Origin of the sequence: Bacillus sp. JJ1127, assembly GCF_036965845.1 — a bacterium.
Taxonomy (GTDB): domain Bacteria; phylum Bacillota; class Bacilli; order Bacillales; family Bacillaceae_G; genus Bacillus_A.
On record NZ_JBALQK010000108.1, the window covers coordinates 1 to 15,160 of the forward strand.

General features: G+C 35.3%; 20 protein-coding genes and 1 riboswitch. Of the genes, 14 read left to right on the forward strand and 6 right to left on the reverse strand.

What is annotated here, in order from left to right; translation table 11 throughout:
* On the forward strand, positions 1-670 hold a 670-nt coding region (locus V7183_RS12165), incomplete at its 5' end, for a glycosyltransferase (RefSeq protein WP_335359687.1).
* Between the two features lie 85 nt (positions 671-755).
* Entirely contained in the window at positions 756-2,303 is a 1,548-nt protein-coding gene (locus V7183_RS12170) for a hypothetical protein (RefSeq protein WP_335359688.1), read from the forward strand.
* Between the two features lie 332 nt (positions 2,304-2,635).
* Here the strand turns inward: V7183_RS12170 and V7183_RS12175 are convergent, their stop codons facing one another.
* Entirely contained in the window at positions 2,636-3,196 is a 561-nt protein-coding gene (locus tag V7183_RS12175) for an isochorismatase family protein (RefSeq protein WP_335359689.1), read from the reverse strand.
* A 372-nt stretch (positions 3,197-3,568) separates the two neighbouring features.
* Here V7183_RS12175 and V7183_RS12180 point away from each other — a divergent pair, with 372 nt between their 5' ends.
* Together V7183_RS12180 and V7183_RS12185 are read left to right on the forward strand one after the other, a co-directional pair.
* Positions 3,569-3,703, forward strand: coding sequence for a hypothetical protein (locus V7183_RS12180; protein WP_255287498.1), 135 nt, complete (start codon positions 3,569-3,571; stop codon positions 3,701-3,703).
* A gap of 57 nt (positions 3,704-3,760) precedes the next feature.
* The gene (locus tag V7183_RS12185) at positions 3,761-4,021 is read left to right on the forward strand and encodes a DUF6123 family protein (RefSeq protein ID WP_097897992.1); all 261 of its coding nucleotides are present in this window, start codon (positions 3,761-3,763) and stop codon (positions 4,019-4,021) included.
* Positions 4,022-4,023: 2 nt separating this feature from the next.
* Here V7183_RS12185 and V7183_RS12190 read toward each other — a convergent pair whose 3' ends face one another.
* The 3 genes from V7183_RS12190 to V7183_RS12200 form a co-directional block, all read right to left on the reverse strand.
* On the reverse strand, positions 4,024-4,929 hold the full coding sequence (locus V7183_RS12190; RefSeq protein ID WP_335359690.1) for a DMT family transporter: 906 nt from the start codon (positions 4,927-4,929) through the stop codon (positions 4,024-4,026).
* A gap of 1 nt (position 4,930) precedes the next feature.
* On the reverse strand, positions 4,931-5,329 hold the full coding sequence (locus V7183_RS12195) for a reverse transcriptase-like protein (RefSeq protein ID WP_097897990.1): 399 nt from the start codon (positions 5,327-5,329) through the stop codon (positions 4,931-4,933).
* A 102-nt stretch (positions 5,330-5,431) separates the two neighbouring features.
* Positions 5,432-6,304 carry an aldose 1-epimerase family protein gene (locus tag V7183_RS12200; protein WP_335359691.1) on the reverse strand — a complete coding sequence of 291 codons (873 nt, stop codon included), beginning with the start codon at positions 6,302-6,304 and terminating at the stop codon, positions 5,432-5,434.
* 131 nt (positions 6,305-6,435) lie between these two features.
* Positions 6,436-6,480: riboswitch (PreQ1 riboswitch) on the forward strand.
* Between the two features lie 6 nt (positions 6,481-6,486).
* On the opposite strand from V7183_RS12200, the gene V7183_RS12205 reads away from it, so the two are divergent.
* The 3 genes from V7183_RS12205 to V7183_RS12215 all read left to right on the forward strand — a co-directional run bounded on the left by V7183_RS12205 (position 6,487) and on the right by V7183_RS12215 (position 7,952).
* The gene (locus tag V7183_RS12205) at positions 6,487-6,972 is read left to right on the forward strand and encodes a QueT transporter family protein (RefSeq protein WP_097897988.1); all 486 of its coding nucleotides are present in this window, start codon (positions 6,487-6,489) and stop codon (positions 6,970-6,972) included.
* Positions 6,973-7,103: 131 nt separating this feature from the next.
* Positions 7,104-7,763 (forward strand): ribonuclease H family protein, encoded by a 660-nt coding sequence (locus V7183_RS12210; protein WP_335359692.1) that lies wholly within the window; start codon positions 7,104-7,106, stop codon positions 7,761-7,763.
* 12 nt (positions 7,764-7,775) lie between these two features.
* Positions 7,776-7,952, forward strand: a complete 177-nt coding sequence (locus tag V7183_RS12215; RefSeq protein ID WP_335359693.1) for a zinc-finger domain-containing protein — start codon at positions 7,776-7,778, stop codon at positions 7,950-7,952.
* A 34-nt stretch (positions 7,953-7,986) separates the two neighbouring features.
* Here the strand turns inward: V7183_RS12215 and V7183_RS12220 are convergent, their stop codons facing one another.
* Entirely contained in the window at positions 7,987-8,235 is a 249-nt protein-coding gene (locus tag V7183_RS12220) for a DUF2564 family protein (protein ID WP_097897985.1), read from the reverse strand.
* 119 nt (positions 8,236-8,354) lie between these two features.
* Positions 8,355-8,552 carry a cold-shock protein CspD gene (gene cspD / locus V7183_RS12225; RefSeq protein WP_335359694.1) on the reverse strand — a complete coding sequence of 66 codons (198 nt, stop codon included), beginning with the start codon at positions 8,550-8,552 and terminating at the stop codon, positions 8,355-8,357.
* A gap of 268 nt (positions 8,553-8,820) precedes the next feature.
* Here cspD and V7183_RS12230 point away from each other — a divergent pair, with 268 nt between their 5' ends.
* The 7 genes from V7183_RS12230 to V7183_RS12260 all read left to right on the forward strand — a co-directional run bounded on the left by V7183_RS12230 (position 8,821) and on the right by V7183_RS12260 (position 15,115).
* Entirely contained in the window at positions 8,821-9,549 is a 729-nt protein-coding gene (locus tag V7183_RS12230) for a YqcI/YcgG family protein (RefSeq protein ID WP_335359695.1), read from the forward strand.
* A gap of 139 nt (positions 9,550-9,688) precedes the next feature.
* On the forward strand, positions 9,689-10,321 hold the full coding sequence (locus tag V7183_RS12235) for a LysE family transporter (RefSeq protein ID WP_335359696.1): 633 nt from the start codon (positions 9,689-9,691) through the stop codon (positions 10,319-10,321).
* A gap of 19 nt (positions 10,322-10,340) precedes the next feature.
* Complete coding sequence (locus V7183_RS12240; RefSeq protein ID WP_335359697.1) at positions 10,341-10,634, forward strand: cytoplasmic protein; 294 nt, start codon at positions 10,341-10,343, stop codon at positions 10,632-10,634.
* A gap of 77 nt (positions 10,635-10,711) precedes the next feature.
* Positions 10,712-11,341, forward strand: coding sequence for a sterol desaturase family protein (locus tag V7183_RS12245; RefSeq protein ID WP_335359698.1), 630 nt, complete (start codon positions 10,712-10,714; stop codon positions 11,339-11,341).
* Between the two features lie 339 nt (positions 11,342-11,680).
* Positions 11,681-12,022: a DUF485 domain-containing protein gene (locus V7183_RS12250; protein WP_335359699.1), complete on the forward strand. Its 342-nt coding sequence runs from the start codon at positions 11,681-11,683 to the stop codon at positions 12,020-12,022.
* A gap of 2 nt (positions 12,023-12,024) precedes the next feature.
* The gene (locus V7183_RS12255) at positions 12,025-13,575 is read left to right on the forward strand and encodes a solute symporter family protein (RefSeq protein ID WP_335359700.1); all 1,551 of its coding nucleotides are present in this window, start codon (positions 12,025-12,027) and stop codon (positions 13,573-13,575) included.
* A gap of 190 nt (positions 13,576-13,765) precedes the next feature.
* Positions 13,766-15,115, forward strand: a complete 1,350-nt coding sequence (locus V7183_RS12260; RefSeq protein WP_335359701.1) for an aspartate aminotransferase family protein — start codon at positions 13,766-13,768, stop codon at positions 15,113-15,115.
* Positions 15,116-15,160: the final 45 nt, after the last annotated feature.

Genomic DNA, 15,160 nt, shown 5'->3' on the forward strand with positions numbered 1-15,160 from the left:
TTCTATTATTACTGTAAGTGAGTTTGAAAAGAATAATTTAATATCTTTTCAAGTGGCAGAAGAAAAGATAAAGACAATATATAATGGGGTAGATATTGAAAAATTTTTATTTCGGCAAAAAAAGAAAGAATCCATTTATAAAATAGGTATATTAGCACGATTATCAAAAGAAAAAAATCATCAATTATTTATAAAAATTGCAGCTGTATTAAAAACAAAAAGAGATATTATGTTTTATATCGCTGGTGATGGGCCTGAGAAAGAATTTATTGAGAAAGAAATTGAAAATTATAATTTACAAAAAAGTGTAAAGATGCTTGGTAATATTTCAGAACCATATGAGTTTATCAGAAATATGGATGTTTTACTTTTACTATCTTTTCGTGAGGTATTCCCAATGGTAGTAATTGAAGCAATGGCGACAGGGACACCGGTAGTTTCAATAAAAGTCGGTGGAGTTGATGAAGCTATTATGGATGGTGAATCAGGTGTTTTAATTTCAAAATATTGCGAGTATGAATTCGCAGATGCACTTGAGAAATTACAAAATAATAATCAAATGATAAATAATATGAGAGAATCGGCACGGGAAAAAGTTGTGAAATATTTCTCGCTAAATAAAATGATAGAGGAAACGAGAGAAGTATATAAGAAAAACAAGCGATTATAAAGGTCGTTTGTTTTTTTATTATAGAAACTTTTAAGAGGGAGATAGCATATTATATGAATAATGATATATGAGGAGTGAAGAGGTTTTGGCAGAATATATTTCATCTCAAGATGATTGTGCATCAGGAAATAGTGTGTATATTGATTGTTTTGGAGCGGTTTCGAATTCAGGGAATGATAGTTCAACAGCAATTCAACAAGCTATTGATTACTGCGAAGCGAATCGTATTTCGACAGTGAGGATTACAGGAGTAAATGTGTATAAAATTTTGAAGCCCATTGTTATTAAAGCTAATGTAAGGTTGGAGTTAGATCCTACGGTAACGCTACAAGTTGATGGGGATTTTAATGCGTTTGAACTACAAAAGAATGCTTCTATTACTGGAGGTACAATTCAAGTTGTGAATTCGATATTTCAATCTGCTGTTATTTATGTATCAGGATCACAACAAATAGAAGTGCCTAATCAATCAGTTATATCAAATATAAATATTATTAATGCCACATCATCATATAAAGGAATAGCTGTACATTTCTATTGCCAAAAAGCATGGGAGTATATTAGTTTTTTTCAGGTGAACTCTATCCAAATTAAAAACTTTCAAACTGCTATTTATTTAAAAACAGAATATATAGCAGATATGAATACACCTTGTTGGATTAACGCGAATGTATTTCAGTCTATTTTTATTGATGGGTGTCAATATGGAATAGAGGTAGATGGGAACAATGATTTACCGAATGAAAGTTCGGGGAATGTATTTAGTCGAATACAAGTACAATGTAGGCAGCAAACGAAAAAGGTAATTCGTTGTTCAGGGGCATATAATTCATTTGATTGTATGATTTGGGATACGTATCGGATGAGTAGTGAACCAATTGTAATAGAATTTTCTTCTAATTCTCATCGTAACTACCTTTTTTCTAATCTGCTTTTAACAACAATTGTAGATAAGGGGCAATATAATGTTTGTATCTCGACCTATGAACAATCACTTCCAATAGAGCTACCATTGACGCTAAATAAACCTCACTTAATAGGGAATCAAGATGATATTTTAGTAAATGCACCTATGAAGTATAGTGTTAAACAAGTATCTGGAAAATTGCCGTATGGTGGAAACCTTACTAATTGTTTTAATTTAATAGATGAGCAAAGTGTAAATTATATTGATATTCCAGATAGTAATCCAGTCATAATTGAAATAGATTTTACAAAAAATCCGATACAAATGTTAAACTGTTTCGGTTTATATTTTGGATGGGGAGAAATTCCAAAGAAGATTCGAATTGAATATTTGTTAAGTGCAAATGGAAACTGGATTGTTGCGACAGACGTTCCATTAAATATGAGGGACACGATAATATCAAATATGAAAGCAAGTCAGTTATATAAAGTAAGAGTTACGATGAGTGGTTATGTTCAAGATCATAAGCGTTTTCGTATTAATCGTATTTTTGCAAGGTCTTCTATGGAAAGTGGTAATGCGTGGTTATCAACAAATGGTGGAAAACTGTATGGAGATATTGAGATGGAAGCGGGTAAAGGCTTAGTTTTGAAAACTTCTGGCGGAGGAAAATGGAGAGTTACTATTAATGAGGTAGGTCAGCTTATTATGACTAAGGTAACTTAAGTAACGATAGATAGTGAAGGTGATTGGGAATAATACTAATCACCTTTTTGTGTAGGAGTGTTTAAGCATTAGAACTGTTCTTTGTAAATTTATCTATAAGAAAAGCACCCCCAATTGTTAGACGGTGCCTAACAATTGGGGGTGCAGTACATCGAATAAGGATTCTTTTCGTTTATCCCGCATTAACGGGCAGTAATACTCCCACCTCAAAATTTGGCGGAAGCAAAGAAGTAAGGTGGGAGATAAACTGCCCGTAAAAGCCCGATTCGTTCAACTAATAATCAGTGGGGGATGAAAAACCCCCCCACTGATTAAAGTTTCATTTTATTGTATCATTCACGATATTGATTGTGAGTAGGATGGAAGAGGTCTTCTTCAATATCCCTTACAATAGAAAAATGGTCGACATTATAATGACCATGTAGTGTTTTATTATGATGTTCGATAATTTGTTGTGCTGATAGAATGGTAGAATCGGTCGTTGAGTGGCCATTTTGTATTAAAGTGACATCAAATCCTTGTACGGTTGCGGTTCTAACGGCAGTATCAATACAATGTTCAGTTTTGCATCCTCCTATAATGAGATGACCGATTTCTTTCTCTTTTAAAAGGGTCTGTAAAGAAGTGTTATAAAACGAATTGGTAGCCTGTTTATCTATAATGACTGCTTCAGGAGGTACTGTAATTTCCTTGTGTATTTGAAATCCTCGTCCTATACCGGAAGCAACATCAGTATCTCTGACAAAAATAATCAGAGCATTTGATTGAAGAGCCTTTTGAATGGCTACATTTATTGCAGCTAATAATTGGTCTTTATGAAATACGGCAGCTTCTTGTTCGTTACCGTCAATAAGCTCTTGTTGGGCATCAATAATTAATAGGGCTTGTTTCATTAAATATCTCCTTTTTGAGTAAAATGTATGACTCTCTTTTCATTCCGTTATTTTTGGGCAAACGTCTTCTCAGGTCAATATTCCGAACAGAGTAAAGAAGATAGGTGAGGCATGAAGAAAGTCACTGTTGATTCAAGTTTCACTGTATCTACTTCTAGATGTTGTCAGTAAATCCTGTTTGTATAATGAAATTATTCCAATTTCATTGTTGACCTTCACATCATGTAACACCTTACAATATAACCAAGGGGAGGGATGAAAAGTGAAAATTAGTGAACTTTCAAATATAAATCACCGTCGGTCGTGTTATCTTTAAGCGCTTCAACGTTATATATAGGGATTGCTATAGGAGCGATTGTTGGTGGATTTATTTTGAAGTATAGTTCCATTGTCTATCTTGGTTATATAGGCGCGATATTTGAATTACTTGCGATGGCAATGTTGTTTTTATCATATCGAAAAGCAAGTCAATATAAAGAAGGTGTCAAAGAAAATTCATTCTCATAAAGTCTAAAAACATGTATGATAGGGAAGGGACAATTTTTTGAATTAGGTGGGAACAGCATGCAAACAGTGCAAGATTATCTTTCATTCTTACATACAAAAGGATTCAAATTATCAGAAGAAGCACAAGGATTTATTATGTTTGGTCAAGGATATACGGGTGCATCTGATGGAATTGTGAACGCAGCGATTGAAGCGACGATTAAACATCAATTACAGTTTGATGGGAGTTATTTTGTGGCGCTGTTAGAGAGGTTGAAAGAAGAGAGAATTACGGACAAAAAAAGCGCAAAGGCTTTTATGCGGAAGTTACAAGCATAACTTCACGCAGCCTGCGCTTCTTTTTTTTGTTTTGAAGGAAGTTCAACGAAAATCATGCCTAAGAAAATACAAAGGCAACCAAGTATTGCGGAAATCGAAAGTTGTTCGTTTGCAACAAGAACGCCTGTTAATGCAGCAAAGACAGGTTCCATTGCGAAAATAATGGCGACTCTCGTTGGAGAGGTGTGCTTTTGCGCAGCTGTTTGAATAAAAAAAGCGATTGCTGTTGCAAATAAGGATGTTGCAAGTAGAGCAAATAAAAAGGCATCATTCATCCATAAAGAGATTGAAAATAATTTCTCCCAATCCTCAAATAAAAAAGCACAGATGGTAGAGAAAATTCCAACGGACAATACTTGAGATGTACTTAATAACAGAGGGGATATCTTTTTGGAAAAGATCCCATTAATCAGAATATGTGCCGCAAAGGCAATTGCACAGCCGAGAACAAGCATATCTCCAATATTGAATTGAAAAGAATCACCAGCGGTTAGTAAATATAAGCCAGCTGTAGCAGCGATAATGCCGAGTACGATAAAAGGTGTAGCTTTTTGTTTCAAAAAGATAAATGAAAGAATTGGAACCATAACAACGCTGAGTCCAGTTAAAAATCCTGCTTTAGAGGAAGTGGTATAAATTAATCCAAATGTTTGTAATAAATAACCGATAAATAAGAAGAATCCGACAATTAATCCAGCGATACTACTATCTTGAATTTGTTGTTTTGAAGTTTTTTTCGAAAACATGATTTGGACGAATAACAAAATAATTCCAGCGAATAAAAATCGAACACCATTGAACGTAAATGGACCAACAAATGACATTGCATTTTGAACGACGACAAATGTGGCTCCCCAAATAAAGGAGACAAATAATAAAGCAAGAGGAGCAATCCACCCTTTTTTCACGCTATGACCCCCATTCATTTAGTAAAATAGCTTTTCTTGCTAATTCATCAGCAACTTTGTTTTGACTGCTTGGAATCCACTTTATAAAGAAAAGGTCAAATTTCTCGATGTACGCCAGCGCTTCTTGTAAAAGTGGTGCATACGTTTCGTTTTTTGCATACTCTTTTTCTACTGCACGTTCAACAAGTTGAGAATCTGTGCGAAAAGATACAATGCTATAGTTATGTTCTGTACAATATTTTAATGCAGCGAGTAGTGCATGATATTCTGCTTCATGGTTAGACATCGTTCCAAGCGGTAGTGATAATTGCACTGGCGGTTGTACGCCTTTAATAAAAACGCCAGCACCAGAAGGCCCCGGATTTCCCTTTGATGCACCATCAATATATACTTCGATCAAAACTTAATACCTCCATTATTTATATAGCGTTAGCTTATAGTAAGCCCCCGCCTAAAAATTTCTAAAGGAGGGGGATAGAAAATACGAAAATAAAAATGCATTTTATCCAATTGTAATGCTGTAGCGGCATGTAAATGTTTCATTCGCTTGTAAGGATTGCACACCTTTTTTCTCTTTGAAATCTTTAGCTGGTTCTAATTCATCAGCAATGCCATACCAAGGTTCAATACATAAGAAAGGAGCATCATTACTTTGTGTCCACACACCGACAAATGGGAAGCCTTCAAATGCTACTTTTACAAACTTATTATGTTTATGAGAGCGAATAGAAATTTCACTTGTATTCATATTTTCAAAAATAAGGGCATCATTTTTGAATAAATCGTATGTAAGTGGTAATTCGGTCGTATTTTTAGCGATGAGTCGTTTTTCTTTTGAAAGAAATGCGCCTTCTAGTATGCTTGTTTCTAAATGTTCAGGGCCATGAAATGATAAATGGTAGTCTGTAAATGACCCACCTTCTACTAATGGACAATTGAAGCCTGGATGTGCTCCGATAGAAAAGAACATTTCTTTAGAAGCAGGGTTATGTACTTCGTAAGTAACATGTATATTTTGCTCATCTAGCTCATAAGAAACAGACAACTCAAATTCATACGGATATTTTTGTGAAGTTTCTCGATTGCTGGAGACTGCATAAGTAATTTTTGTTTCACTTTGCTCTTTTATGGAAAATGTAAGGTCGCGAGCGAAGCCGTGTTGTGTTAATGAATAAGGTTTACCATCTACATAATATGTATTGTCCACTAATCTACCGATAATTGGGAATAAAATTGGTGCACAGCGTCCCCAATATTTAGGATTACCTTGCCACATATATTCTGTGTTATCTTCTTTTAAGCGAATGCTTTGTAACTCTGCACCTTTTTCAGAGAGGGAAACGATCAGTTTTTTATTTTGGATTGTTGCTGTCATGAAGCGAAACCTCCTAAATTCTTCATATCCTTTATTATACGTTGTCTATTCGAAAAAGGGTAGTGAATGGTAGAAATCTATTGACGAATGGTTGTCTATTGCGTACAATATAAAATTGTTGTTTAAAAACGAATCACGTGGTTCGAAACCATCCCACGTAAAAAAACTAAGGAGATTTTGTCATGAATATAAAAACATTAGTTGGTAATGGTATTTTAGCGGCATTATACATTGCTGTTTCCGCACTTATTCAGCCGTTTGGCTTTACGAATGTACAATTTCGTATTTCGGAGATGTTTAATCATCTCGTTGTATTTAATAAGAAATCGATTTATGGAATTGTCTTAGGCGTATTTTTAACAAATCTCTTTTTCTCCCCTATGATTGCGTATGATTTAGTATTTGGAGTAGGGCAATCCATTCTTGCACTTCTTGCTACGATTATTTCCATGCGTTTTATTAAGGGTGTTTGGGCTCGTATGATTTTTAATACAGTTATCTTTACAGTTACAATGTTTATGATAGCAATTGAACTTCATCTTGCATTTGACCTGCCATTTTTATTTACATGGCTTACATGCGCAGCTGGTGAATTTGTTGTGATGGCAATTGGTATGCCGGTTATGTATTGGATGAATAAACGAGTGCAATTTAATAGATTTATGTAACATGAATAGAAAGAGCTGCTTCCAATATGGAGCAGCTCTTTTGTATTTTAAAAGTTGACATTCGAATATAATACTATGACTATTGGTAAAATATAATAAAAATACGAAGTCTTATATAAGGGGAAATGAGTATGAAATATAAAATACATTGGCTATATAAAACAAAGTCTAATCTTCAAACAGAATTAACAACAGATTATATGAGTATAGAAGAGACACTTCAATTTGCAGCTGATTTTGAGAAAACAGGAAGAGTAAGAGAACTTGTATTTTACGATGAGATGGACGCGGAATGGACGCTAAAAGAAATGAAAAAGCTCAGTAAGCAAGTAGAAGAAGAACCACAAGACATTCGTATGTACTTTGATGGTGGGTATGACCTGGAAACAAAAGAAGCAGGGATTGGTATATGTATTTACTATAGAAAAGGGAATGGAAATTACCGAGTTCGCCGTAATGCGTACATAGAGGGGATATATGATAATAATGAGGCGGAATATGCGGCATTATTATATGGAATGAATGTACTGGAGGAATTAGGGATTAAATATGAATCGATTACACTTCATGGCGATTCCCAAGTGGCCTTACAGCAATTAGCTGGAGAATGGCCTTGTTATGATGAACATTTGAATCACTATTTAGATCAGATTGAACAAAAAGCAAAGCAAATGAAATTAAAGCTTGTCTGTGAGCCAGTAGCAAGAAAACAAAATAAAGAGGCACATCAATTAGCAACGCAAGCATTGGAAGGAACAGCTATCGACAGTCATAAAGAAATAACCGAATAGAGAGGTGCAGCGGTGAATAAAAAGCAGCTCATTACAGAGGTAAATGATTTATTAGAAACATACTGTGAAGGATGTTTTTTGCAAGAACATTATAGAACAACACGTAGTAAGTATTACGCTCATTCTTTTTGTATTCGGCAATGTACCATTGGCGAAAGGTTAAAAAAATATGGAGATCAATTATCATGAAAAAACATCCAGAGGTAGCTCTCTGGATGTTTTTTCAATGCTTAGCTTCTTGTAATTGATGTTCACATTTACTTAACTTTTTTTCTTCATTCATTAAGAATGGCTCATCTAAATCTGTCGCAACAGATTTCATGATTTCAAGCTGTGAACGTGCAGATTCGACTGCATTTGTCGCATGCTCTAGTGATTCTGGATCCATTGTAATTGTCGCAGAACCTACCATTTTTTGTGCCGTTTCTACGCGGAATTTTACTTCTTCAAAATCATTTACATGTGAACCCATTGTCGATTCCTCCTTTGTATTCTGTTACATTTCACATAGTTTTTACTCTGCAAAAAGGAAATATACAAAGGAATAACAAAGGAGGTTGCCTAGTAGGCAACCTCCTGTTATATGTTGGATTAAAGTTTTACTACGTTAGCAGCTTGAGGTCCGCGGTTACCTTCAACGATGTCGAAAGATACTTCTTGACCTTCTTCTAAAGCTTTGTAGCCGTCGCCTTGAATAGCTGTGAAATGTACGAATATATCGTCAGCGCCTTCCATTTCGATAAATCCAAAACCTTTTTCGTTGTTAAACCATTTTACTTTTCCTTGCATGTTACAATTCCTCCTAAAAAACGATTACTTTTCATTTAGTAACATTCGCCTGAAATGTTTGCAAATTCATAAAACTAAAAATGCTATATTCTCGAATATTCTGCTAAATGATAATTTAAATATACACGAAATGGTAGATTTTAGTCAAGTAAGCGTTTTTATCTTTTTGTATTTTTAAATAATTTTCCACTCAAGTTTTTTTCATGGTATAGGACGAGTTCACTTTTTAATATGTTTAAGTGAATGCTGTACATAGTGAGGTGAGAGAATGGATCAGTCTTATCTATTAGATAATGAAGGAATGAAAAATAGGGTAGATATACCGAGTTGGGTTTCTGAGGAGTTTACAAATTTTTCTCATGTTGTATTGGATCCAACCTTTCCGTGCTATTTTGGATTAACGGCCTTAAAGAAGAATGAACTTCGGTATTCGTTTCTTTCCCATGATGATTGGAATCATTTACCGCATACGATGCTTTCTTTTTTAGATCTAATGCACGAACGACCAGTTGTAAGAAGGGGTTTTTTTCTTTTTGTAGAACCAGAACTTGAAGAACAGTCCATTGAACATTACCGGTCCTATTTTTGGAGAGTACTACAATATTTACATGAAGCAGATGAACAGCCATGGCCTGAAAAAATTCCCGAAAATCCAGATCATCATTTATGGGAATTTTCGTTTGGCGGCGAGCCTATGTTTGCGTTTGGAAATGCGCCTGCTTACAAACAAAGAAAAACGCGGCATTTAGGGAACTCACTTATTATTGGATTTCAACCGCGTATCATTTTTGATGGACTAGAAGGGGATCGACCAAAAGGTTCCTATTCACGGCAAATGGTTAGAGAGCGGGTTGAAAAGTGGGATCAGTTGCCAAAGCATCCGAATATTAGCCACTACGGTGATCCTGACCATCGAGAGTGGAAGCAATATTTTATTGGAGACGACATTGAACCGATTAAAGGAAAATGTCCATTTCATCATAAAGTAGAAAAATGAAAGCCGCCCATGGACGGCTTTTTTGCATATTTTGGATAAAAAAGGACATTTTAATTATGTATATTTTTTCGTAAAAGCTAGTCTATTTTTCGTAGTTTTCTCATTTGCTAATAGAAAAAGGAATAGAAAGGATAGAGCGATGTTTGGAGTAATTATACAGCAAATTGTACTAGGTATTTCATTAGCTGCACCAGTAGGACCAATTAATATTGAAATGTTAAAAAGAGGAATTGAACGTGGTTTTTGGCACGCTTGGGTTGTTGGAATAGGAGGAATGAGTGCAGATATTTTATTTATGCTCCTTATTTATTTTGGTTTATCTTCTGTATTTATGTATACATATGTACAAGCCTTTATGTATTGCACAGGATTTTTCTTACTGTTTTATTTAGGGTTCCAAAGTGTAAAACAAGGAATTTTACACTCGAATATGGAATATAAACAAGAAGAGGTAGGTGGGCTTCAGCAGTCCTTTATGGCTGGATTTTTAATTGCGATATCCAATCCATTAAATCTTGTTTTTTGGTTTGGTGTATATGGGAGTACACTTAGCTCACTACTTACAAAAGTAACCAAGCAAGAAGCCTTTTTGTATAGTCTTTGTATTATTATTGGCATTATTTTATGGAATTTAAATATTGCTTTTTCCGTTCATTTTGGACGAACATTGCTTAAACAAAAAGCGCTTGGCTATATTACAGCGGGGGCTGGAATCATTCTAGTCGGGTATTCTATCCATTTTGCGTACAAAGCTTTACAGTTGTTCACATAAGATTGAAGGGGAGATTTTTATGTATCGAACCACTATTAATGGAAAAGAAATCATTATTACATTAGCACCAAAAATTCGAAAAGAAGTTACTGACAGAAATCCATTATATGAAGCTGTTCTTCATACTATTGAAAGATTATTACAAACAAAGCAACCAACATTTGCTGTAAATCATGATGTATTCGGCCTGATTATTGGGGAAGTGCAGAGGGGAGAAGTAACTGTTTTTGCAGTTGAACACATCATTCCAAAGCAAAATATATTTGGTTCCAAGAACTTTTTTGCTACAATAGAACAGCAAGCAAATTTGTAATGAGAATAAAATAAATAGATAAGAAACGGTCGTAACAATATGTTACGGCTGTTTTTTGAAGAAAGGGGGAAGAGTAAATGAAAAGGGTGATGAAGGAGTTCTTTTTCCAACATGATATTGTCATTATGTCCGGGGTATTGATACTGTTTATCATTATTTTGAAAATGCAATTATTTACAGGGATAGCATTGTTGGCATGTTTTGCAGGGATTATTTTTTATACAATCAATGAGTATGTAACACATCGATTTTTATTTCATATTAAACCTCCTAAAAATCCATTTTTACTGAAAATGTTAAGGAGATTACATTATGATCATCATGTGTACCCTGATGATTTAAAACTATTGTTTTTACCAGTTTGGTATAGCTTGCCAGGGTTCGCGATTTATTTGTTCATTTTGTATGGATTTACAAGTAATATAACGATTACACTTTCATTTGGAATTGGGATGATTATTATGCTGCTTATTTATGAATGGAAACATTATATCGCACATAAGCCAATTCGACCGCTGACTCATTTTGGTAGATGGTTAAAGAAGCAGCATATACTGCATCATTATAAAAATGAAAATTATTGGTTTGGTGTGTCGAATCCAGTTTATGATTTCTTATTTGGCACGTATAAAAATGGAAAAGATGTCGAATTAAGTGAGACGGCGCGTAACCTAGAAAAAGAAAAGGAAAAAGAAGTGGTGCAATGAGCACTGCTTTTTCTTTAACGCGCAGTAATACTCCTATTTCAAAATTCAGCGAAAGCAAAGAAGTTAAGTAGGAAGTAAACTGTCTGTAAAAGACCGATTCGTGAGGGATAATCACTAGTAGAGATGAAGAGAATGCTCACTGGCGAAAGTTTCATTTTATTTCAAAAAAATATATTAAAAAAATGGAAAAATATGACGAAAGATGTCTATCGAAAAATCTTTGCAGAGAAGAAGAGATTGTCTAAAATGAATATAAGTTTCTGAATATTTACAAAATTTAATTTTTTAGGAGGCAAGGGGGAATTTGATTTAAAGAATGAGGGAGAGGGGACTTGAGAAATGAAACGAGATGATAGTTCAGCACGCAAGTTACAAAGTGAGGTAAATTATACAGAAGTCGTTCAGTCAGCAGAATTTCAATCACTGTTAGAAAAGAAACGAAAATTTATTATTCCTATGACCATTTTCTTTTTGAGCTTTTTTATTGCATTACCTATTTTGACATCTTATTCAAAAGTATTAAATACACCAGCATTTGGTGATGTGACATGGGCGTGGATTTTTGCTTTTGCCCAATTTGTGATGACGTGGGGTTTGTGTATGATTTATAGCAAAAAAGCAGAGTCATTTGATGAAATTTCGCAGGGAATCCTTCAAAAAATGCAAAAAGGGAGGGGATAAATTTGAATACAACTGCGTTTGCACTCTTTTTAATTATTGTTCTTGGTACGCTTGTCATAACATATTTTGCATCGAAAAAAACGAAAAATGCGAGTGAGTTTTATACAGCAGGGGGGGGATTAACTGGCTGGCAAAATGGCCTGGCCATTGCGGGGGATTATATGTCAGCTGCCTCGTTTCTTGGAATTGCTGGAGCTGTAGCGTTAACTGGATTTGATGGCTTTTTTTATAGTGTTGGTTTTCTCGTTGCCTATTTAGTTGTATTATATCTTGTTGCGGAACCGCTTAGAAATTTAGGGAAGTATACATTAGCCGATATGATTGCAGCACGTTTTGATGCGAAGAAGGTGCGAAGTATTGCCGCTTTAAATACGATGACAATTTCAATTTTCTATATGATTGCCCAATTAGTAGGAGCGGGTGCACTTATTAAATTACTATTAGGAATTGAATATACGACATCTGTTTTAATTGTTGGAACACTAATGACAGTGTATGTTATTTTCGGCGGTATGACGGCAACAAGTTGGGTGCAAATTGTCAAAGCTGTCTTACTCATGGCAGGAACGTTTATTATTTCAGTTATTGTGTTCGCGAAATTTAATTTTAGTATTACAGAAATGTTTGCTCAGATGAAAACAGCTACACCACTGAAGGAAGCTTTCTTAAATCCTGGTGTGAAATACAAAGATGGATTAGATACGATTTCTTTAAACTTAGGCCTTGTTCTTGGAACAGCAGGTTTACCTCATATTCTGGTACGATTTTTTACTGTTCGTGATGCCAAAACAGCACGCCAATCTGTCGTATGTGCAACTTGGTTAATTGGAGCTTTTTATATTATGACGATTTTCCTAGGTTTTGGAGCAGCTGCGTTTGTAGGAAATACTGCCATTATTCAGGCGAACCCAGCTGGTAATATGGCAGCACCGTTATTAGCAAAAGCACTTGGAGGAGATTTCTTATTTGCTTTCGTTTCTGCAATTGCATTTGCAACAATTTTGGCAGTTGTAGCGGGTCTCGTGTTAACAGCCGCTTCAGCATTTGCGCATGATTTCTATAATGAGATTATTCGTAAGGGCAAGGCAACAGAAAAAGAACAAGTATCAATGGCGCGCTATGCATCCATTGGCGTGGCGGTATTATCTATTATTTTAGCGTTATTTGCTCAAACGTTAAATGTTGCGTTCTTAGTGTCGTTAGCATTTGCGGTTGCTGCCAGTGCAAATTTACCAGTTATTTTATTTACGATTTATTGGAAGCGTTTTAATACGACGGGGGCAATTTGTGGTATGATTGTCGGTCTTGTCTCAGCAATTGTGCTAGTGGCATTGAGTCCAAATGTTTGGAATCCTGTAGCGGGGAAAGCGATTTTTGTGGGAGAAGCACTATTCCCTTATACAACACCTGGAATTATTTCTATTCCACTTGGATTTTTAGCGGCATACTTAGGGACAATTTTTTCAAGTAAGAAAGAAGATGCAGCAAAATTTGATGAAATTCTCGTGAAATCTAATACGGGTCACGGAGTGAGTGACGTTTCTGCACACTAAAAGAACATGAGCTTTCCAAAATATTTGGAAGGCTTTTTTTATTTTGTAATTTTGTTTTAAATATTACTTGTTATTTGGTAGGATTTGTCTTATGAGTGTGGAATGAAAATAGGCAGAGAGAAGTTTTAACTTATCATGGCACCAGTGCAGCTTGGAGAAGAATAAGTTGTTATGGAAGGTGGAAGATATGATGAAAACGAAACAAACAGATTCATTACTAGCAAAGGATGAACAGTATGTGTGGCATGGAATGCGCCCGTTTAGTCCAAATAGTACAATGGTTGGGGCAAAAGCGGAAGGTTGCTGGGTAGAAGATATAGAAGGAAAACGATATCTAGATGGTATGAGTGGTCTTTGGTGTGTGAATAGTGGATATGGGAGAAAAGAGCTTGCTGAGGCAGCGTATGAGCAACTGCAAACATTATCGTATTTTCCCATGTCACAATCGCATGAACCAGCGATTCGACTTGCTGAAAAATTAAACGAGTGGCTCGGAGGAGAATATGTCATTTTCTTCTCTAATAGTGGATCGGAAGCGAACGAAACAGCTTTTAAAATTGCAAGGCAATATTATGCATATAAAGGGGAACAGCATCGCTATAAAATTATGTCACGTTATCGTGGCTATCATGGTAATACAATGGCGGCGATGGCAGCGACAGGACAAGCACAGCGTAAATATCAATATGAACCATTTACTTCAGGTTTTTTACATGTGACGCCGCCAGATTGTTACCGAATGCAAGGAGTGGAATCGCAAAATATTTACGATGTGGAGTGTGTGAAAGAAATTGACCGTGTTATGACGTGGGAGCTAAGTGAAACGATAGCTGGATTTATAATGGAACCAATTATTACAGGTGGTGGTATTTTGATGCCTCCACAAGATTATATGAAAGCTGTTCATGAAATCTGTCAAAAACATGGAGCACTCCTTATTAGTGATGAAGTGATTTGTGGTTTTGGCCGTACCGGAAAAGCGTTTGGTTTTATGAATTACGATGTAAAGCCTGACATTATTACAATGGCAAAGGGAATTACGAGTGCATATTTGCCGTTATCAGCAACAGCGGTGAAGAAAGAAATTTATGAAGCGTTTAAGGGAACAGGAGAATATGAATTTTTCCGTCATATTAACACATTTGGCGGGAATCCAGCTGCTTGTGCGTTAGCACTTAAAAACTTAGAAATTATGGAAAATGAAAATTTAATTGAGCGCTCCGCACAAATGGGATCGCTTTTATTAGAACAATTAAGAGACGAGATTGGAGATCATCCGCTTGTTGGAGACATTAGGGGAAAAGGGCTATTAGTCGGTATAGAATTAGTAAATGATAAGGAAACAAAAGAACCAATTGATAATGATAAAATTGCAAGTGTCGTGAACGCTTGTAAAGAAAAAGGATTAATCATTGGACGTAACGGAATGACAACTGCAGGCTATAATAATGTTTTAACATTAGCACCGCCTCTTATTATTTCAAGTGAAGAAATCGCTTTTGTTGTAGGGACATTAAAGACAGCGATGGAACGCATTTAATAAAAAAACGAGATGATTGTCTTGTGAAGACAATCATCTCGTTTT